The following is a 17675-nucleotide window of genomic DNA, read 5'->3' as shown; positions in this document are numbered from 1 at the left end:
TGCTACACCGTGGACGCGGGCTGCGGGCGCCGGCGGAGCGCGCGGCGGCGGGCGTTCTCGGAGCGGGCCGTGAGGATCAGCACGAGCACGACGCCGAGGAGCGCGCCCAGGCCGTTGTGCACGAGGTCGCGGACGTCGGAGACGCGCGTGGGCAGGAACGCCTGGGCGGTCTCGATCAGCGCGGACAGGCCGACGCCGAGCGCGATCGCGAGCCACCAGCGCGATCGGCCGAGGAGCAGCACGAGGAACATGCCGACCGGCAGGAACATCGCGACGTTCGCCGCGCCCTCGACGGAGGAGTACGTGATCCACGAGGTGCCGTCGTGGCGGTGCAGGGCGCGGAGGGCACGGAAGAGGTAGCCGTCGAGGCGGCGGTCGTAGGGCTCCGGCGACAGCGTGATCCACGCGACCAGGCCGAGGTACAGGGCCGTGGCGGTTCCGAGGACGGGGTGGCGGAGGAGCATCCGTCCATCATCCGGGCATTCCCCTGGGTGCCGGATCCGCCGGAGGTGCCGGTTCCATGACGCCCTGTTGCGTCCGACCGGTCCTCGGGGATGACCCGATGGGAGCATGTGCGTGCAGCGCATCCCGCGAAGCCTCGCGTCCCACCCGCATCCGCGGACGGACACCGCCTGCGATCAGTTCCCGCTCGCCGCGGGCGGTCGTGCGAGGCCGCCCGACGGCACGAGAGACCCGCGGAGGTCCCCATGCTCGACAGCACCGACCGGATCCAGACGTCCCACGCCGGCAGCCTGCCGCGGACGGACGCGCTCATCGCCGCCAACGCGGCGCGCGCGGACAGCAGGAAGGCCGTGCTCGTCGGCGGGCAGGCGTCCTTCCCGTCCGCCCCGGCTCCGGCCCCGGCCGACGACGGCCTCGACGCCGTGCTGGCCGACGCGGTCGACGGCCTCGTCGCCCGCCAGCGCGAGGTCGGGATCACCGTGCCCGGCGACGGCGAGTACGGCAAGGCCATGTCGAGCGCGATCGACTACGGCGCCTGGTGGTCGTACTCGTTCCAGCGCCTCAGCGGGCTCGAGCTCGTGCCGGGCGGCCCCTTCTCCTCCGAGCCCGTGCGCAGCTCGCCGGGGGACGTGCGGTTGACGACCTTCCCCGACCGCCGCGACTGGACGATCTTCGCCGACGCCTACCGGGATCCGTCGAGCGGCATCACCGTGGGCGACGCGCCCATCGAGTTCCCGAGCGCCACGGGGCCCGTCTCCTACACGGGGCACGACGCCATCCAGGCCGACATCGCGCACCTGAAGCAGGCGCTCGACGCGAACGGGTACGAGGAGGGCTTCATCACCTCCCTCTCCCCCGGCAGCGCGTCGCGAATCGGCAACCTGCACTACGCGACGGAGGAGGAGTTCATCTGGGCGTGCGCCGACGCGATGCGCGAGGAGTACGTCGCGATCATCGACGCGGGGTTCGTGCTGCAGATCGACGACCCGTCGATCGCGGAGAACTGGGACCAGATCAACCCGGAGCCGAGCGTGGAGGACTACCTGGCGTTCACGCGCATCCGGGTGGAGGCGCTCAACCACGCGCTGCGCGGGCTGCCGCCAGAGCGGATCCGCTTCCACCTCTGCTGGGGCTCGTGGCACGGGCCGCACACGACGGACATCGAGTTCCGGCACCTGGTGCGGACGATGCTCGAGATCGACGCGGGCGCGTACTCGTTCGAGGGCGCGAACGCGCGGCACGAGCACGAGTGGCGGGTGTGGGAGGACGTGGAGCTGCCCGACGGGAAGCTCATCGTCCCCGGCGTCGTGGGGCACGCGACGAACGTGGTCGAGCACCCGGAGCTCGTGGCCGACCGGATCGAGCGCTACGCCCGGCTCGTGGGGCGGGAGCGGGTGATCGCGTCGACCGACTGCGGGCTCGGCGGCCGGATCCACCCGCAGATCGCGTGGGCGAAGCTCGAGAGCCTGGCACAGGGCGCGGAGATCGCGACCCGCAGGCTCTGGAGCTGATCCCGGCACCGCACGCGAGGAGGGCCGGACGCATCGCGCGTCCGGCCCTCCGTCGTCGTACGCGGTGTCAGAGCGAGAGGATCGCGTGCACGTCGTGGCCCGCGAGGCGCGCGCGACCGCCGAGGTCCGCGAGCTCGAGCACGACGCCGATGCCCGCGACCTCGTAGCCGGCGCGCTCCAGCAGGCGGGCGGCCGCCTCGAGGGTGCCGCCGGTGGCGAGCACGTCGTCGAGGAGCAGCACGCGGGATCCGGGCGCGAGCTGGCCCGGGTGCAGCTCGATGGCGGCCTCGCCGTACTCCAGCGCGTACGTCTCGCGGAGCACCTCGCCGGGCAGCTTGCCCGCCTTGCGCACGGCGAGCGTGCCGACGCCGGACGCGTAGGCGGCGGCCGCGGCAAGGAGGAAGCCGCGCGCCTCGACGCCCGCCACCGCGTCGACGGGACCGCCGGCGGCCACGAGGTTGTCGACCACGGCGCGCAAGCCGGCGCCGTCGGCGAGCACGGGCGTCAGGTCGCGGAACAGGATCCCCGGCTGCGGGAAGTCGGGGACGGTGAGCAGCAGGGAGCGGACGAGGTCGGATGCGGAGGTCTCGGGCACCCGACAACGGTAGTCGGTGGCCGGACGGCGGCGGTCCGTCAGGCGCATGTGGTCGGCTGGGCTCTCCCCCGCCCGACCCCCGCGTCCACGCACGCCGTCCCGAGGAGCGCCCATGGACCCCGTCGAGATCGTCCGCGACCTCGTCGCCCGCGCGACCGCCGTCGAGGCGCCGCTGGAGACCGGGCCCGCGCTCATCGCCGTCGCGCTCGCCGCGGTGCTCGTGCTCGTGCCTGCCGCGTGGCGGCTCACGCGTCACGCCGTCACGATCGTGCACGAGGGCGGCCACGGGCTCGCGGCGACGCTCAGCGGGCGGCGGCTCGCGGGGATCCGGCTGCACTCGGACACCTCGGGCCTCACCGTGAGCGTCGGCGGGCCGGGCATGGTCGTGACGCTGCTCGCCGGGTACCCGGCTCCCGCGCTGGCGGGCCTCGGCGCCGCGTGGCTCGCCGGGCAGGGTCGATCCGCGGCGGTGCTGTGGCTCTGGCTCGTGCTGCTCGCGCTTGTGGTGATCCAGGTGCGCAACTGGTTCGGCCTGTGGTCGTGCCTCGTCGCGGGCGTCGTGGTCGGCGTCATCGCGGGTGCCGCGCCGATCGTGGTGCAGGGCGTCGCGGCGCACGCGCTCGCGCTGTTCCTCCTGCTCGGCGCGCTGCGGGCAACGCTCGAGCTGCAGCGGTCGCGCTCCCGGCGCGGCGGCGGCGCCTCGGACGCCGACCAGCTCGGGCGGCTGACGCACCTGCCGGGGATCCTCTGGGTCGGCGTGCTCGTGCTGATCGCCGCCGCGTGCCTGGTCGCGGGCGTCGTGCTGCTCGGGATCCCCGCGCTGCTCGGCCGCTGACCCGCCCCGCACGCGACGCGGCCGCCGCGCCCCGGGGGGACGCGACGGCCGCGGCGGGACGGAGGTCCCTACATCTCCTCGTGCGTGTCCGGGTCGCCGTCCCAGAGGCGCGACTGCGGACCGGAGCCGATCGCGCGCACCTCCTCCTCGGTGAGCTCGAAGCCGAAGACGTCGAGGTTCTGGCGCTGGCGCTCGGGATCCGTCGAGCGCGGGATGGGAAGCGCGCCGCACTGGATGTGCCAGCGCAGCACCGCCTGCGTCGGGGTGACGCCGTGCGCGTCCGCGGCGGCCACCACGTTCGGATCCTGCATGAGCTGCTCGCGGGTGCCGAGCGGCGACCAGCTCTCGGTCACGATGCCGTGCTCGGCGTGGAACGCGCGGAGATCGGCCTGCGCGAACGTCGGGTGCAGCTCCACCTGGTTGACGACGGGCAGCACGCCCGTCTCCTCCTGGATGCGCGTGAGGTGCGCGGGCGTGAAGTTCAAGACGCCGATGGATCGCACGAGACCGCGCTCCTTCAGCTCGACGAACGCGCGCCAGCTGTCGACGTACCTGTCGACGCTCGGGTTCGGCCAGTGGATGAGGTACAGGTCCACGTAGTCGACGCCGAGCGACGCGCGCGACTCCTCGAAGGACGCGAGCGTCTCGTCGTAGCCGTGGTGGCGGCCGGGCAGCTTGGTGGTGAGGAAGAGCTCCTCGCGCGGGACGCCGGAGCGGCGCATCCCGTCGCCCACCGCGGCCTCGTTGCCGTAGTTGAGCGCCGTGTCGAGCAGCCGGTAGCCGGCGCCGATCGCGCCGGACACGAGCTCGGCGCCCGCGTCGTCGTCCAACCCGTACGTGCCGAGGCCGATGGCGGGGATGCGGTTCCCGTCGGACAGTTCCAGTGTGGGGATCGTGGTCATCCCCTCACGCTACGCCGGGGCGTCAGGCGCGGTCGGTGGGTGCGGATCCGGCGCCCTCGGGCGAGGCGACGGCCGCATCGTCCGCGTCGTCGTCGCGCTCCTCCGGTCCGGGTTCGCGCCCGAAGACGGTGGTGAGGGCCCACGCGATCATGCCGCAGACCGTGAGGATGTCGGCCACGTTGAAGACCGCGAACCACTCGACGGCGATGAAGTCGACGACGTGGCCGGACAGCGGGCCGTCCTCGGCGCGGGTGATGCGGTCGAACAGGTTGCCGAGCGCGCCCGCGAGCACGGCCGAGAGCAGCAGCACCTGGAGGAGCGAGGCGCGGTGGCGGATCTGCCAGCCGACCCACACGGCGAGGCCGAGCGCGAGCGCCATGATCCCGACGGTGAGCAGCGGCCCGACCTCGGCGCCCATGCCGAAGGAGACGCCCGGGTTGTAGACCAGCGCGAACCGCGCGGTCGGGAACAGCGGGATGGTCTCGCCGCCGCCGAGGGCGTCGACGGCCCAGCGCTTGCTGAGCTGGTCGAGGACGAAGCCCACGACCACCACGACGACCGCGAGCGCCACGACGACGGGGCGGGAGGTGCGGGGACGGCGTGCGGCGGGGGGTGCGGTGGTCACGCGACGAGCCTAGGCGGTGGTCGCGGCCGGATCCTCCGGGTCGTCGTCGTCGGCTGGAGGGGCGAGCGGCGCGGCGGCGGCCCGGTCGCGGATCCGCGTGGCCGCCTCCCGCGGGAAGGTGCTGCGCACGAGGTGCCGGGTGCCGTCGGCCCCCTCGATCGCCACGGCGGGCCCGGCGTCGAGCAGGATCGCGGCGCCGCCGCCCGGCAGGGATCGGACGCCGATGCCGCCGACGGTGCGCGGGCGGAGATGGTCGACGACCGTGCAGTCCGCGACGGCGGAGTACGGCATCCGGATGCGCTTCAGCGGCACGAGCGCCACCTCGACCTCGCCCGGGTCGAGCGTGATGCGGATCCGGAGCGCGCCGACGACGGCACCGGCCGCCACCAGCAGGACGGCCAGGATCACGCCGACGGCGGTGCCCCCGGTGGCGACGAGGGCCACGAGGCCGCCCACGGCGATCACGAGCCCGGCGAGGCGGACGGGGCGCGGCGCCGGCGTGGTCTGACGGAAGCGCGCGTCGGGTGAGGGCGTGGTCACGCCCTCACCCTAGGCGCCGGTCAGGCGTGCTGCTCGTCGTGCTCGCCCTCGGCGATCTCCTCGATCAGCTTCGCGTTGAACGCGGGCAGGTCGTCGGGGTTGCGGCTCGTGACGAAGCCGCTGTCGACCACGACCTCCTCGTCGACCCACTCGGCGCCGGCGTTCCGGAGGTCGGTGGCGAGGGTCGGGTACGAGGTCATGCGGCGGCCGTCGACCACGCCGGCCTCGATGAGGATCCACGGCGCGTGGCAGATGGACGCGACGGGCTTGCCCGCCGTGAAGAAGGCCTTCGCGAAGGCGATCGAGTCGGCGTCGACGCGGAGGTCGTCCGCGTTCACGACGCCGCCGGGCAGCACGAGGCCGTCGTAGTCGGCGGCGTCCGCGTCCTTGACCTGGACGTCCACGTCGAACGTGTCGGCCTTGTCGATGTGGTTGAGGCCCTGCACGGTGTCCGACTTCGGGGACACGAGCACGGGCTTCCCGCCCGCCTCCTGAACGGCCTTCCACGGCTCCGTCAGCTCGACCTGCTCGAAGCCGTCCGTCAGCAGGAAGGCCACCGTGCGGCCCTGGATGCTCTCTCCGGTCATGTGCTTCTCCTCCTCGTGAGAGTGTCGCCGCCCGGTCGGACGGCGCCTTCGACGCTACGCTCGCGCGGCGTCGGCGACCGCGGTGCGGAACACGTTCACAGGGCGCCCCGAGACGGCGGTGTCGATCGCGAAGACACCGCCCGAGAGCGGGTGCTCCTCGAGCTGCTCCTCGGTGAGGTTCTCGCGCGCGGTGCCGATGACGAGCGTGCGGAGGTCGGGCCCGGCGAAGGCGACCGACGTGACGTTCGGCGCGGGCACCTCGATCTCCAGGTCCTTCGTGCCGTCGGGCGCCCAGCGGATCACCTTGCCCGCGCCGTAGACGCCGTTCCACGCGTAGCCGTCCGCGTCGAGGGTCAGGCCGTCGCTCATCTCCCCGTGGATCCAGTGCTCGAGGTCGCCGAGCTCGCCGTCGGCCGAGTAGGGGGCGCGGTAGACGGTCTGCTGCCCGGTGTCGGTGAGGATCATGGTGCTGCCGCCGTCGGTCCACTCGAAGCCGTTGGTGATCGCGAAGCCGCCGATGAGGGTGCGCAGGCTGCCTGCTCCGTCGACCGAGTAGACGGCGGCGTCGGGCTTGCCCTCGGTGACGTCCATGGAACCGATGACGAAGCGGCCCTCCGGGTCGACCTTGCCCTCGTTGAGCCGCATCCCGGCGTGCGCGTGCGCGACCGTCGCGAGCTCCCGCGTGATCCGCCCGGCGCGGTCGGCCAGCACGATGCGGTCGCCGAGGCCCGCGACGAAGCCGCCGTCGTCGGCCGGCTGGAAGGACGCGAGCGGCGGCGGCAGCTCGAGCACGGTGTCGTCGGATCCGTCGACCGCGCCCTCCCACGGGCTCCGATGCAGCGTGCCCGCGGTGATGTCGTTCCACATCACGTCGCCGGCCGGATCCCACCAGAGGCTCTCGACGAGGATCGCGCGGGCGTCGCGGAGGACGCGGAGGTCGGAGGTGATGGCGGTCATGGATCCAGCCAAGCACCGGGAGCGCGCGGCCGTCCGCCAGGCGAAGGGACAGGGGACGACGCTGGGCGCGGACTGTGAGCCCACTCATCGTTCGTGCGAGAGACAAGCGGCGGGCGTACCGTCGAGGGGAGGCCGGATGACGCGCGCGAGCACGCCCGGCCCGCGGGGCTCCCTCCCACCGGATGCCGCCTCGCACGGATCGGGAACCCCCGACCCCACGCACGAACAGAACGAGGAGTCGCACATGACCACGACCGTCGAACGCCCCACCACCGCATCCGCGAAGGCCGGCCAGCCCGAGGGCTCCAAGCCCACCAAGCGACAGAACGCCGAGCGCGGCTTCGAGGCCAGCGAGCAGCTGCACGAGAACATGCAGAAGGTCCTCGTCGACCTCATCGAGCTGCACATCCAGGGCAAGCAGGCGCACTGGAACGTCGTCGGCAAGAACTTCCGCGACCTGCACCTCCAGCTCGACGAGATCATCGAGTCGGCGCGCGAGTTCAGCGACGACCTTGCCGAGCGCATGCGCGCCCTGCATGCGACTCCGGACGGCCGCAGCGACACCGTAGCCGAGAACACCACGCTGCCCGAGTACCCGCAGGGCGAGGTCGACACGGCCGAGACCGTGGACCTCGTGACCCAGCGCCTCGAGGCCGCCGTGCACACCATGCGCGAGGTGCACGACGACGTCGACGAGGAGGACCCGACCACCGCGGACCTCCTGCACGGCTTCATCACCGCGCTCGAGCAGTACGCGTGGATGGTCTCCGCGGAGAACCGCCGCGTCGGCTCGGCCGCCGAGTAGGACCGCACCCAGCAGACCGAGGGCCGCACCACCTGGTGCGGCCCTCGCTGTGTCTCCACGGCACGGCGACGCATCGACGCTCCGGCAGCGGGGCAGTGAGGAGGCCGGGATGGATCTCGGCATCACAGGGAAGACCGCGCTCATCACGGGCGCCGACTCGGGGATCGGGTGGGAGACCGCCCGCATCCTCCTCGCCGAGGGCGCGACCGTCGTCCTCAGCGACCAGGACCAGGGCTCGCTCGACGAGGCCGCCGCGAAGCTCGACGGGGGGCGACCGCGTGCACGCGTTCGCGGCCGACGTGACGAGCGTCGAGTCGCTCGCCGCGCTGCACGAGAAGGTGCAGGAGGCGGTCGGCGACATCGACATCCTCGTGCAGTCCGCGGGCATCACGGGCGCGCAGGGCCTCTTCCACGAGATCGACGACGAGGGCTGGACGAGCACCATCGAGGTCGACCTCCTCGGCCCCGTGCGGCTCGTGAAGCAGTTCCTCCCGTCGCTCCGGAAGGGCGGCTGGGGCCGGATCGTGTTCCTCGCCTCCGAGGACGCCGTGCAGCCGTACGACGACGAGCTCCCCTACTGCGCCGCCAAGGCCGGGATACTCGCGCTGTCGAAGGGCCTCTCGCGCAGCTACGCGAAGGAGGGGCTGCTCGTGAACGCGGTGTCGCCCGCCTTCATCCACACGCCGATGACGGACGCGATGATGGAGAAGCGCGCCGACCAGCTGGGCACCTCGACGGACGACGCGATCGAGTCGTTCCTCGACGAGGAGCGCCCGTACATGGAGCTGAAGCGCCGCGGAACGCCTGCCGAGGTCGCGAACGTCGTCGCGTTCCTCTGCTCCGACCTCGCGTCGTTCGTGAACGGATCCAACTACCGCGTCGACTCCGGATCGGTGGCGACGATCTGATGGCCGCGCTGAAGAAGGGCGACCACGTCACCTGGAACACGCCCCAGGGCGAGACGCACGGGAAGGTCGTCGAGGAGAAGACGAAGGACTTCCAGCACGACGGGCAGCACTTCACGGCATCGTCCGACGAGCCCGCGTACATCGTGGAGAGCGACAAGTCCGGCAAGACCGCGGCACACAAGGGATCCGCGCTGACGAAGAAGAAGTAGGGACGCCCCTCCCTCGCGGGTACCGGATCCCGGTACCCGCGAGGGGCGACCCGGCCGAGGGGCCGCGCCTAGGCTGTGGCCGATGGACACCGGGACAGCTGCCGCGACGCGCGCTCGCGCACCTCGGCACCACGACGGCGTCGAGGTCTCCGTGGACGCGGTCGTCGGGATCGTGCTGGCCGGACTCGCCCTGAGTCCGCCGGTGGACGTGCAGATGGCGAACCCCGCCGTCGCGCTCCTGGTGCTCCTCGCCGTCGTCGTGCGCTCGGTCTTCCCGGGAGCCTCGCTCGGACTGGCCTGGGCGATGGCGCTCGCGCAGTGGCAGCTGGGCGAGCGGCCCGGCTTCGCCGACCTGGCGCTGCTGCTGGTGCTCTACTCCACCGCCCGGCGGGGATCCCGCACGACGGCCGTCCTCGGCGGCGCCTCCGCGGTCGTCGGCGGCGCGATGGCCACCGTCTACCTGCTGCACACGGGCGCCCGCTACTCGCTCCTGATCAGCCCGGGCGGCATCGGCGCCGTGATCTTCGTCCTGGCGCCGGTCCTGATGCTGCTCCTCGCGTGGCTGACCGGCCTCGTGGTGCGCGTGATCCGGTCCCGCACCACCGAGTCGCGCCTCCGCGTCCAGGCCGAGGACACCGCGGTGAAGGCCGTCGACCTCGCGCAGGCCGAGACGCTGCGGGCGAGCATGGCGCGCGACGTGCACGACATCGTCGGGCACTCGCTCGCGGTCATCATCGCGCAGGCCGACTCCGTGCAGTTCCTCGACGACGAGGAGCGGATCCGCGGCGTCTCCGCCACCATCGCCGACACCGCCCGCCGCTCGCTCGCCGAGGTGCGCGAGGTCCTGAGCGGCACCAGCGTCACCGACGCGGACGAGGGGCCCGAGGACCTCGACGCCGTCGTCGCGCAGGTGCGGGCGGCCGGCGTCGACCTCGCACACGAGGTGCGCGGGATCCGGCGACAGGTGGATCCCGCACGCCAGGTGGTCATCCGCCGCGTCGCGCAGGAGATGACGACCAACGCGATGCGGCACGGCGAACCCGGCGGGCGCATCCGCCTGCGCGAGACGTGGCGCGCCGCCGACGTCGTGCTCGAGGTCGAGAACCCGGTCGCGCGACGCGGAACCGTCCCCGACCGCACCGGCCCGCTCGGCATCGAGTCGCTGCGCGTGGGCACCGGGGTCGACGGCATGCGCGCGCGGCTCGCCGCCGTCGGGGGCGACCTCGAGGCCGAGGCCGTCGACGACCTGTTCACCGCGCGCGCCCGCATCCCCCTGCCCGCCGCCCACCCCCTCGCCGTGCCAGGAGGCCGCCCGTGATCCGCATCGTGCTCGTCGACGACCAGGAGCTGTTCCGCGGCGGCGTGCGCGTCGCCCTCGACGCCCAGCCCGACCTCGAGGTGGTCGGCGAGGCCGGCGACGGGCAGGAGGGCCTCGGCGTGATCGACGAGGTGCGGCCCGACGTCGTGCTCCTCGACATGCGCATGCCCGTGATGGACGGCCTCGAGACCGTGCGCGCCCTCTTCGACGGGACGCGGGACGCTCCCCCGCGCGTCATCGTGCTTACGACGTTCGCGCTCGACCGCGCCTCGGCCACGGCCATCCGGGGCGGCGCGAGCGGCTTCCTCCTGAAGGACGCGACGCCCGCGTTCCTCGCCGCCGCGATCCGCGCCGTGCACGCGGGCAGCGCCGTCCTCGCGCCGGACGAGCTCACGCAGCTGTTCACCTCGGACGCGACCGCAGCGCCCGCTCCCCCGGCGCCGCCGGCGTTCCGCTCGCTGAGCGTGCGCGAGAAGGACGTCTTCGGGCACGTGGCCCGCGGCCTCTCGAACGCCGAAGTCGCGGCCCTCGAGTTCGTGAGCGAGTCGACCGTGAAGACGCACGTGAGCAGCATCCTCGCCAAGCTCGCGCTGCGGGACCGCGTGCAGCTCGTCGTGTACGCGCACGACCACCGGCTCGTGGGGCGCTCGGGGGCGTAGGAGGCGGGCGCCTCGCGCGTCGCCGGTCGCGAGCGGATCAGCCGCCGAGCGCGCCGCCGCAGCGGTGGAGGTCGGTCGCGAGCGAGTCGATCTCGGCGCGGGCGGACTCCGCGGGGACGGACGGATCCACGTCCTCCGCCCAGATGGTGAAGGCCACCTCGGTGCCGTCCTCCGCGTCGGCGATGCCGGTGAGCCCGTGCATCCGCTCGAGCGTGCCCGTCTTGCCGCGGATCCGGCCGGCCGCCGCATCCGCCTCGCCCGTGAAGCGGCCGCCCTCCGCGAGGGTGCCCGTGCGCCCGGCGACGGCGAGGTCGCCGCGGTGCTCCGCGACCCGCACCATGAGCCGCGTGAGGAGCGCGGCCGGCACGCGGTTCGCGTACGACAGGCCGGAGCCGTCGACCAGCACGACGCCGTCGGCGGGCAGGTCGAGGCCCGCGAGGGCGGCGGGCGTGCCGCGCTGGATGTCCGCGGCCGCGCTGCGTGCGCCCTCCTCGATCGAGACCAGGCGCGCGAGGGTCTCCGCGAGCGTGCCGTCCGAGTGGGTGAGCATGTAGCCGACGAGGTCGCGGACGGGCGCGGACTCCACGGTGCCGAGCACGGCGGATCCGGCCGCCGCGGTCACGAGCGGACCGTCGGCCGCCACGTCGTCGCCGAGCAGCGCGGCGAAGGCGTCGGCCGCGCGCGCGACGGCCGCATCGCCGCGGCGCGAGTAGGGCTCGGCCGGGTCGTCGCGGTCGCCGTCGACCATGAGCGCCGTGATGTTCGACATGGATCCGCCCCGCCGGGCCTCGAGCGGCCACTCCGGCAGCCAGACCGGCCCGGTGAACAGGCTGCTGTCGGCCTGCAGGCGGCGGATCGGGACGTCGGCGAGGTCCGGATCGGCGCGTCGGGCGTCGAGCACCTGGCGGGCGAGGTCGTCGAGGTGCGGGGCGTCGGGGTAGACGCCGTCGGTGCCGGCGGGGAGGCGGCTGAGCGTCGGGTCGCCGCCGCCCACGAGGACGACCGTGTCGGCGCGCGGGCCCTGGAGCACGCGGGTCGCGACGCGGCGGTCGGGGCCGAGCGACTCGACGGCCGCCGCCGCGGTGAGGACCTTCATGGTGCTGGCGGTGGCGGCCGGCACGTCGCCGCGCACGTCGAGGACGCCGGCACCCGCGTCGCCGTCCACCTCGGCGGCGGACAGGTGCAGCGTGCCGGTCGACCAGCCGGCCGTGAGCGCGTCGACGGTGCAGGAGGCGGGATCGGCCGACGCGCCGCCGACCGGCGAGGGGAGGATCCCGGTCACCAGGCCGACGCCGACGAGCGCGGTGGCGACCACGGCCGCCAGCACGGCGTCGCGGCGACGGCGGACCGCCCGGGGACGACCCGCCGGTCGTCGTGGGGGCGCGGGGCGGGATCCGGTCATCTCCCCAGGTTAGGAAACAGGCGGGCCGGGCACCTCGGCCGCGGGTGCCGACGCGCTCCGTCGCGGGGACCAGCTCGCGCGGACCCGAGCCCGAGCCGCCGCGGCCGTCCCCGGCCTCAGCGCGACATGCCGCCCAGGCGCCCCGACTCCGCCCAGGCGAGCGCGCGCGTGACGACGCGCTCGCTCACGTCGAGCACGCGCGCGATCTCCGCGGTGTCGCGGCCCTTCGACCGCTCCTCGACCGCGATCTGGAGCTTCCGCCGCGTGATGCCCTTGGGCAGCGACGGGAAGGCGGGTGCGACGGGCGTCTCTTCCCCGGCATCGGGGGTCGCGCGCGCGGGCCGGTCGCCGGAGCGGCGGCGATGCCGTTCGGCCTCCGTCGTCGCCTCCACCGTCGCGAGCGCGAGCGTGGCCGCGAAGAACCCGCGGCCAGCCGCGGTGCCGGCCTCCAGCCCGTCGCGGACGGCGCGGAAGGCGATGCCGCGCGCCTCGAGGGAGTTGAGGATCCGCACCACGTCGGCGGTGCCCGGCCCTAGCCGGTCGAGGCTCACGACGAGCAGCTCGTCGTTCTCGCGGAGGTAGTCGAGCGCGTCCTGAAGGCCGGGGCGTGGGGCCTTGGGGCCTCCGGCGACGTCGACGAAGATCCGCTCGCAGCCGGCCGCGTCGAGGGCATCGACCTGGTCCTGGTAGGACTCCTCGGAGCGCGCGACGCGGACGTACCCGACGAGCGTGGTCATGCGTCCTCCCCCTTCGTGCGGTCCCCCGCGTCACGCGACGACGGGCGGGCGCCTGTGCGGCACCCGCCCGTCCCCGTCATGCGCGGATCAGCTCGCGTCGTCCGACTGCGGCGACGCGGTGTCCTTCTTCTCCTGCAGGCGCTCGATCTGCTCGCTCGCCTCCGCCTTGTTGAGGTCGGCGGGGATCTCCTCGCCGGCCTGCGTGGCGAGCGAGTCGAGGTAGCTGCGCTGCGCGCCCGTCATCGGCTCGTCGCCCGTGACCCAGGTGCTCGGGTCCTTCTCGGCGCTCTGGGGCGGCGTGGGGGTGGAGGAGCCGAGCATCTCCTTCTCGTCGCCGCCTGTGGTGTCCTGGTTCGCATCGCTCATGGTGGTGCCTCCTCGTGTGGTGCCTCCGACGCTACTCGCGACCTGCGACACCGGACGGGATGCCCGGCTCGCCCACGACGCTGGGCGGCTAGCGACGTCCGCCGCGAAGGAGCGCCTCGCGGTGACCGGTGACGGCGCGCAGCAGGCGCCGCTCGTCGTCGAGGTGCCCGGCCTCCGACCGGCCGGACGCGGCGGGCCGCTCGGAGAGCATCCGCTGCCGCGCGAACGCCAGGCGCGTGGCGTCGCGCGTGAAGAGGCCCATGGCCCGGCCCGCGTCACCGCCGCGCGTGCGCGCCCAGAGCCGGGCCCGGCGGCGCCCCTGCCACGTGCTCAGCATCTCGACCTCGGCGGGCGTGAACCAGCCGACGGCCGCGTACTCGCGGAGGCGGCGGCGCGTGAGGTGGATCTCGTAGCGGCGCAGGAGGATCACGACGGTCACGAGGAACGCGAAGATCGGCACCTGCAGCAGCACGTAGAAGGAGAGGAAGTCGCCCGTGATGGTGACGCCCGTGTTCCAGAGCGCGTGCAGCACGATGGCGCCGACGAGCCCGCTCGCGCCGAAGCCGAGGGCCGCACCGGGTCCGCGACGCGCGCCGTAGCCGATGGCGATGCCGGTGATCATCGTGAAGGTCACGTGCGCGAACGGCGAGAAGAGGCCGCGCAGCACGAAGGTGCCGACGAGCGTGCCGGTCGTGCCGGAGACGAGCGGGCCGCCGAAGTAGACGATGTTCTCCGTGAAGGCGAAGCCGGCCGCGATGGTGGCGCCGTAGACGACGCCGTCTACCGGCCCGTCGAAGTGGCGGCGCGCGACCCAGAAGATGAGGAGGAGGCCGATCGCCTTCGCGCTCTCCTCGACGACGGGCGCCTGGACGGCGAGCTGCAGGAACTCGGTGTACTGCGTCGGCACGCCGATCGCGAGGCGCGCGTACTGCGCCACGAGGTCGAAGAGCAGCGCGATCGCCACGGATGCGGCCGCACCCCACAGCAGCGCGAACAGGAGCGCGAGCCGCGGCTCGGGCTCCCACCGGTCGACCCAGCGGATGGCGAGGAGCACGCCGGCGAGCGGGATGAGGGCGAGGAGCGCGCAGATCGCGACGGCCTGGATCCCGAGGCTGAGCACGAGGTAGGCGGCGACGACGAGGCCGACGAGCAGCAGCACGGCGACGCCCACGACGCCGAGCACGGCCGACGCGGTGATCCGCGACGACGCGTGCGGCGTCGGCAGCTCCATGGACGGCGGCGGCGAGGCCGGCGAGGGACGGTGGGCGGTCACGGGGACGGACGGGTCGGTCACGACGGCCCTCTCTTCGGCGGATCGGCTTCGCCAGCCTACCGAGGGGATCGCCCGCCGTCCGGGTCGGCTCGGCGCGCGGACACCCGGCAGGATCGCCGTCTGATCAGGCCGCCTCGCCCGGGTTCAGGCCGCCTTGCCGGGGTTGAGGATCCCCTGCGGATCGAACACGCGGCGGATCCCGGCGGCCAGCCCCATGACGTCGTCGCCCAGCTCGTCGGCGAGCCAGCGCCGCTTGAGCAGGCCCACGCCGTGCTCGCCCGTGAGCGTGCCGCCGAGGTCCACGGCCGCGTGGAAGAGGAGGTCGGCCGCGTGCCAGACGGCATCGGGGATCCCGGTCGCGTCGCCGTCCGGCGTGGTCGGATCCTCCGGGAGGAGGAAGTTGGGGTGCAGGTTCCCGTCGCCCGCGTGCGCGACGGTCGGGATGGCGAGGCCCGTCTCCCGCTCGATCTCGCGGATCCGCGTGAGCATGTCCGCGAGGCGCGAGCGCGGCACGGCGACGTCCTCGATGAGCACGCGTCCCCGGGCGGCGAGCGCCGGGTGGAAGGCGCGGCGGATCGCGAGGAGGCGCTCGCCCTCGTCGGCGTCGTCGGTCACGTCGGCCGTGCCGCCGCCCGCGACGACGACCTCGACCACGCGGGCGGCCTCGTCCGCCGCATCCGGGCCGTCGCAGCGCACGAGCAGATGGGCGGATCCGCGGGTGGAGTGGTCGGTGCCGAGGAACGCGTCGATGGCCTCGAGCGCGCCGCCGTCGAGCAGCTCCATCGCGGCCGGCCGGATGCGCGCGGCCGTGATCGCGGAGGCCGCGGCGGCCGCCGATGCGGAGTCCGGGAAGAACGCGGCGACCGTCGACGGCGTCGCGGTCGGCAGCGGGCGGAGGCGGACGGTCGCGCGCACGAGGACGCCGAGCGTGCCCTCGGAGCCGATCATGAGCGCGGTGAGGTCGTAGCCCGTGACGCCCTTGACGGTGCGGTGCCCGGTGTCGACCACGCGGCCGTCGGCGAGCACGACCGTGAGCGCGAGGACGGCCTCGCGCGTCACGCCGTACTTGGCGCACAGCAGGCCGCCCGCGTTGGTGGCGATGTTGCCGCCGATGGTGGAGATGGCCTTGCTCGCGGGATCCGGCGAGTACCAGAGGCCGAGCGGGGCGAGCCGGGCGTTGAGGTCGTCGTTGAGGACGCCGGGCTCCACGACCGCGAGCTCGTCGGCCTCGCTGACCTCGAGGATCCGGTCCATGCCCCGCACCGACAGCACGATCTCGCCCGCGGTCGCCGTCGCGCCTCCGGCGAGGCCCGTGCCGGCGCCGCGCGTGACGACGGGCGTGCCGGTGGCGCTCGCGATGCGGAGGGTCGTGACGACGTGATCCACCTCGGTCGCGTGCACGACGGCGATCGGCGCGGCCGGGCTGCGGTAGCCGGACCGGTCGGAGCGCGCGTCCTCGAGGGAGGCCGGGTCGGTGGCGACGACGTCCCCGAGGGCGGCGACGAGCTCCGCGCGGACGGCGTCGGCGTCGGCGGGCGTGTGAGGGGTGCGGATCACGTCGTCGTCGATCATGCGATCCACTGTAGGTCGCGCGCCCGCCGCGGTCGGGGGCGTCGGGCAGGCTGGGCGCATGGACTCCCCCGGCGCCGCGGCGCCCGCGCACGTCGCCCGGACGGTGCTCGAGGTGCCGGCGCCCTTCGACGGCGACGGCGTGATCCGCTTCCTCTCCTGGCATGCCGTCACGGGCGCCGAGGAGGGCGACACGACCTCGTTCACGCAGTCGGCCCGGCTCGCGCACGGCGCGGGGACGGTGACCGTGCGCCTCGTCGACCGCGAGCCCGGCGACGAGGTGACCACCCGCGTCGAGCACGCCGCCGACGCCCCCGAGCTCCTCGCCGGCACGCGCCGCCTGCTCGGCCTCGACGTCGACGCGGCCCGCATCGACGCGGACCTCGCCCGCGACCCCGCGCTCGCCGCCGCCGTGCGCGCGACGCCCGGCCTCCGCATCCCCGGCACGCTGGATCCGCGCTCGACCCTCTTCCGCACGATCGTGGGCCAGCAGATCTCGGTCGCCTCCGCACGCGCCACCCATCGCCGCATGACGGCGGACCTCGGTGAGGACCTGCCCGGGTCGGTCGCGCACGGATCCGTCACCCGCCTCCCGCCCACCGCCGCGCGCATCGCCCGCGACGGCGCGGAGCTGCTGCGCGGGCCGGCACGACGCACGGCGACGCTGACCCGCATCGCCGAGGCCCTCGAGACGGGCGAGCTCATGATCGAGCACGGCATGCCGCGAGCGGAGCTCCGGGCGGCGCTCGTCGCCTTCCACGGCGTCGGCCCGTGGACCGCCGACTACGTCGCGATGCGCGCGCTCGGCGAGCCCGACATCCTGCTCTCCGGCGACCTCATCGTCCGCCGCGGTGCCGCCGCCCTCGGGCTCCCCGACGAGGCGCGCGCCCTCGACGCGCGCGCCGCCGCGTGGTCGCCGTGGCGCTCCTACGCGACCCTGCACCTCTGGCGCGTGATGACCGACGGGATTCCGGCCGCGGGCTGATCCGTCAGCGCGCCCGCCGACGGCGGCCCGATGCTCCCAGCGCTCCGACGACCACGAGGAGCACCAGGGCGATCCCGATGACGCTCCCGAGCGCGAGCGGGGACGCCCCCTGCGCCGCGAGGGTCGCGGCGAGCCCGCCGAGCGACGCGACCAGGGCGCCGAGGACGACGATGAGGATCGTGCGCGATGCGTTCTTCGCGCGGGTCATGGGGCTCCTCGTGGCGTCGTCGCCGCGGGTGCGGCCGCGGTCACGTCGAGCGTAGGCGCGGCCGGGCCCGGCGGCTCCGGGTCGCGCGGACTCCCACCGGGTGCTAGCTGTACTCGGCCATGACGTTGGTGACACTTCGGGGCGTGTGAAGAGGCCTCCTGGCTTGATGGAGCTGTTCAGTTCAACCATCGCCAGGAGGCCTCGATGTCCCACGGTAATGCT

21 protein-coding genes and 1 pseudogene are annotated in these 17675 nt (G+C 74.2%); 9 read left to right on the top strand and 13 right to left on the bottom strand.

Features of this window, described 5'->3' with window-relative positions; translation table 11 throughout:
• Positions 1–2 precede the first annotated feature (2 nt).
• On the bottom strand, positions 3–464 hold the full coding sequence (locus HDR73_RS08515) for a VanZ family protein (RefSeq protein ID WP_012298575.1): 462 nt from the start codon (positions 462–464) through the stop codon (positions 3–5).
• Positions 465–707: 243 nt separating this feature from the next.
• On the opposite strand from HDR73_RS08515, the gene HDR73_RS08510 reads away from it, so the two are divergent.
• The gene (locus HDR73_RS08510; protein ID WP_012298574.1) at positions 708–1973 is read left to right on the top strand and encodes a cobalamin-independent methionine synthase II family protein; all 1266 of its coding nucleotides are present in this window, start codon (positions 708–710) and stop codon (positions 1971–1973) included.
• 67 nt (positions 1974–2040) lie between these two features.
• Here HDR73_RS08510 and HDR73_RS08505 read toward each other — a convergent pair whose 3' ends face one another.
• Positions 2041–2616: an adenine phosphoribosyltransferase gene (locus HDR73_RS08505; RefSeq protein ID WP_012298573.1), complete on the bottom strand. Its 576-nt coding sequence runs from the start codon at positions 2614–2616 to the stop codon at positions 2041–2043.
• A 64-nt stretch (positions 2617–2680) separates the two neighbouring features.
• Here HDR73_RS08505 and HDR73_RS08500 point away from each other — a divergent pair, with 64 nt between their 5' ends.
• Complete coding sequence (locus tag HDR73_RS08500) at positions 2681–3403, top strand: M50 family metallopeptidase (RefSeq protein WP_012298572.1); 723 nt, start codon at positions 2681–2683, stop codon at positions 3401–3403.
• A gap of 68 nt (positions 3404–3471) precedes the next feature.
• On the opposite strand, the gene HDR73_RS08495 is transcribed toward HDR73_RS08500, so the two are convergent.
• From HDR73_RS08495 to HDR73_RS08475, 5 genes are read right to left on the bottom strand one after another with little or no spacing between them, the layout of a single operon-like run.
• On the bottom strand, positions 3472–4305 hold the full coding sequence (locus HDR73_RS08495) for an aldo/keto reductase (protein ID WP_012298571.1): 834 nt from the start codon (positions 4303–4305) through the stop codon (positions 3472–3474).
• 22 nt (positions 4306–4327) lie between these two features.
• Positions 4328–4930, bottom strand: a complete 603-nt coding sequence (locus HDR73_RS08490; protein ID WP_012298570.1) for a signal peptidase II — start codon at positions 4928–4930, stop codon at positions 4328–4330.
• Between the two features lie 9 nt (positions 4931–4939).
• Entirely contained in the window at positions 4940–5470 is a 531-nt protein-coding gene (locus HDR73_RS08485; RefSeq protein WP_012298569.1) for a hypothetical protein, read from the bottom strand.
• Between the two features lie 20 nt (positions 5471–5490).
• A complete protein-coding gene (locus HDR73_RS08480) occupies positions 5491–6057 on the bottom strand; it encodes a type 1 glutamine amidotransferase domain-containing protein (RefSeq protein WP_041464459.1) in 567 nt (188 codons plus the stop codon).
• Positions 6058–6111: 54 nt separating this feature from the next.
• The gene (locus HDR73_RS08475) at positions 6112–7014 is read right to left on the bottom strand and encodes an SMP-30/gluconolactonase/LRE family protein (protein ID WP_012298567.1); all 903 of its coding nucleotides are present in this window, start codon (positions 7012–7014) and stop codon (positions 6112–6114) included.
• A gap of 244 nt (positions 7015–7258) precedes the next feature.
• Between HDR73_RS08475 and HDR73_RS08470 the strand changes: the two genes are divergently transcribed.
• From HDR73_RS08470 to HDR73_RS08445, 6 genes and pseudogenes are all read left to right on the top strand, one after another.
• Complete coding sequence (locus HDR73_RS08470; RefSeq protein WP_012298566.1) at positions 7259–7819, top strand: Dps family protein; 561 nt, start codon at positions 7259–7261, stop codon at positions 7817–7819.
• Positions 7820–7928: 109 nt separating this feature from the next.
• A pseudogene (locus HDR73_RS08465) lies at positions 7929–8027 on the top strand (ketoacyl reductase); the annotation flags it as partial.
• Positions 8028–8097: 70 nt separating this feature from the next.
• Positions 8098–8727, top strand: a complete 630-nt coding sequence (locus HDR73_RS08460; protein WP_256890525.1) for an SDR family NAD(P)-dependent oxidoreductase — start codon at positions 8098–8100, stop codon at positions 8725–8727.
• Positions 8727–8936 (top strand): hypervirulence associated TUDOR domain-containing protein, encoded by a 210-nt coding sequence (locus HDR73_RS08455; protein WP_012298565.1) that lies wholly within the window; start codon positions 8727–8729, stop codon positions 8934–8936. The genes HDR73_RS08460 and HDR73_RS08455 overlap by 1 nt, the downstream gene beginning before the upstream one ends.
• 82 nt (positions 8937–9018) lie before the next feature.
• Positions 9019–10254 (top strand): sensor histidine kinase, encoded by a 1236-nt coding sequence (locus tag HDR73_RS08450; RefSeq protein WP_041464458.1) that lies wholly within the window; start codon positions 9019–9021, stop codon positions 10252–10254.
• Positions 10251–10913 (top strand): response regulator, encoded by a 663-nt coding sequence (locus tag HDR73_RS08445; protein WP_012298563.1) that lies wholly within the window; start codon positions 10251–10253, stop codon positions 10911–10913. The genes HDR73_RS08450 and HDR73_RS08445 overlap by 4 nt, the downstream gene beginning before the upstream one ends.
• Before the next feature lie 37 nt (positions 10914–10950).
• Here the strand turns inward: HDR73_RS08445 and HDR73_RS08440 are convergent, their stop codons facing one another.
• The 5 genes from HDR73_RS08440 to HDR73_RS08420 all read right to left on the bottom strand — a co-directional run bounded on the left by HDR73_RS08440 (position 10951) and on the right by HDR73_RS08420 (position 16263).
• A complete protein-coding gene (locus HDR73_RS08440; RefSeq protein ID WP_086935893.1) occupies positions 10951–12315 on the bottom strand; it encodes a D-alanyl-D-alanine carboxypeptidase/D-alanyl-D-alanine-endopeptidase in 1365 nt (454 codons plus the stop codon).
• Between the two features lie 116 nt (positions 12316–12431).
• Positions 12432–13052 (bottom strand): recombinase family protein, encoded by a 621-nt coding sequence (locus HDR73_RS08435; RefSeq protein WP_012298561.1) that lies wholly within the window; start codon positions 13050–13052, stop codon positions 12432–12434.
• Between the two features lie 87 nt (positions 13053–13139).
• Positions 13140–13418, bottom strand: a complete 279-nt coding sequence (locus HDR73_RS08430) for a DUF3072 domain-containing protein (RefSeq protein ID WP_012038756.1) — start codon at positions 13416–13418, stop codon at positions 13140–13142.
• Positions 13419–13506: 88 nt separating this feature from the next.
• Positions 13507–14712, bottom strand: coding sequence for a PrsW family intramembrane metalloprotease (locus HDR73_RS08425; protein ID WP_041464457.1), 1206 nt, complete (start codon positions 14710–14712; stop codon positions 13507–13509).
• A 123-nt stretch (positions 14713–14835) separates the two neighbouring features.
• Positions 14836–16263: an FAD-binding oxidoreductase gene (locus HDR73_RS08420; protein ID WP_012298558.1), complete on the bottom strand. Its 1428-nt coding sequence runs from the start codon at positions 16261–16263 to the stop codon at positions 14836–14838.
• A 58-nt stretch (positions 16264–16321) separates the two neighbouring features.
• Here HDR73_RS08420 and HDR73_RS08415 point away from each other — a divergent pair, with 58 nt between their 5' ends.
• Positions 16322–17245 carry a DNA-3-methyladenine glycosylase family protein gene (locus HDR73_RS08415; protein WP_012298557.1) on the top strand — a complete coding sequence of 308 codons (924 nt, stop codon included), beginning with the start codon at positions 16322–16324 and terminating at the stop codon, positions 17243–17245.
• Positions 17246–17249: 4 nt separating this feature from the next.
• Here the strand turns inward: HDR73_RS08415 and HDR73_RS08410 are convergent.
• Positions 17250–17675 (bottom strand): hypothetical protein (locus tag HDR73_RS08410; protein WP_287136304.1); only part of this gene is annotated, 426 nt, incomplete at its 5' end.

It is taken from the genome of Clavibacter sp., from assembly GCF_014802555.1.
Taxonomy (GTDB): domain Bacteria; phylum Actinomycetota; class Actinomycetes; order Actinomycetales; family Microbacteriaceae; genus Clavibacter; species Clavibacter sepedonicus.
This window is presented reverse-complemented; position numbering and strand designations above follow the sequence as displayed.

Bases quoted from the DNA above. Each gene is read 5' to 3' on its own strand.
- HDR73_RS08515 (WP_012298575.1), bottom strand. From the start codon at position 464: ATGCTCCTCCGCCACCCCGTCCTCGGAACCGCCACGGCCCTGTACCTC.
- HDR73_RS08510 (WP_012298574.1), top strand. From the start codon at position 708: ATGCTCGACAGCACCGACCGGATCCAGACGTCCCACGCCGGCAGCCTG.
- HDR73_RS08505 (WP_012298573.1), bottom strand. From the start codon at position 2,616: ATGCGCCTGACGGACCGCCGCCGTCCGGCCACCGACTACCGTTGTCGG.
- HDR73_RS08500 (WP_012298572.1), top strand. From the start codon at position 2,681: ATGGACCCCGTCGAGATCGTCCGCGACCTCGTCGCCCGCGCGACCGCC.
- HDR73_RS08495 (WP_012298571.1), bottom strand. From the start codon at position 4,305: ATGACCACGATCCCCACACTGGAACTGTCCGACGGGAACCGCATCCCC.
- HDR73_RS08480 (WP_041464459.1), bottom strand. From the start codon at position 6,057: ATGACCGGAGAGAGCATCCAGGGCCGCACGGTGGCCTTCCTGCTGACG.
- HDR73_RS08475 (WP_012298567.1), bottom strand. From the start codon at position 7,014: ATGACCGCCATCACCTCCGACCTCCGCGTCCTCCGCGACGCCCGCGCG.
- HDR73_RS08470 (WP_012298566.1), top strand. From the start codon at position 7,259: ATGACCACGACCGTCGAACGCCCCACCACCGCATCCGCGAAGGCCGGC.
- HDR73_RS08455 (WP_012298565.1), top strand. From the start codon at position 8,727: ATGGCCGCGCTGAAGAAGGGCGACCACGTCACCTGGAACACGCCCCAG.
- HDR73_RS08450 (WP_041464458.1), top strand. From the start codon at position 9,019: ATGGACACCGGGACAGCTGCCGCGACGCGCGCTCGCGCACCTCGGCAC.
- HDR73_RS08440 (WP_086935893.1), bottom strand. From the start codon at position 12,315: ATGACCGGATCCCGCCCCGCGCCCCCACGACGACCGGCGGGTCGTCCC.
- HDR73_RS08435 (WP_012298561.1), bottom strand. From the start codon at position 13,052: ATGACCACGCTCGTCGGGTACGTCCGCGTCGCGCGCTCCGAGGAGTCC.
- HDR73_RS08430 (WP_012038756.1), bottom strand. From the start codon at position 13,418: ATGAGCGATGCGAACCAGGACACCACAGGCGGCGACGAGAAGGAGATG.
- HDR73_RS08420 (WP_012298558.1), bottom strand. From the start codon at position 16,263: ATGATCGACGACGACGTGATCCGCACCCCTCACACGCCCGCCGACGCC.
- HDR73_RS08415 (WP_012298557.1), top strand. From the start codon at position 16,322: ATGGACTCCCCCGGCGCCGCGGCGCCCGCGCACGTCGCCCGGACGGTG.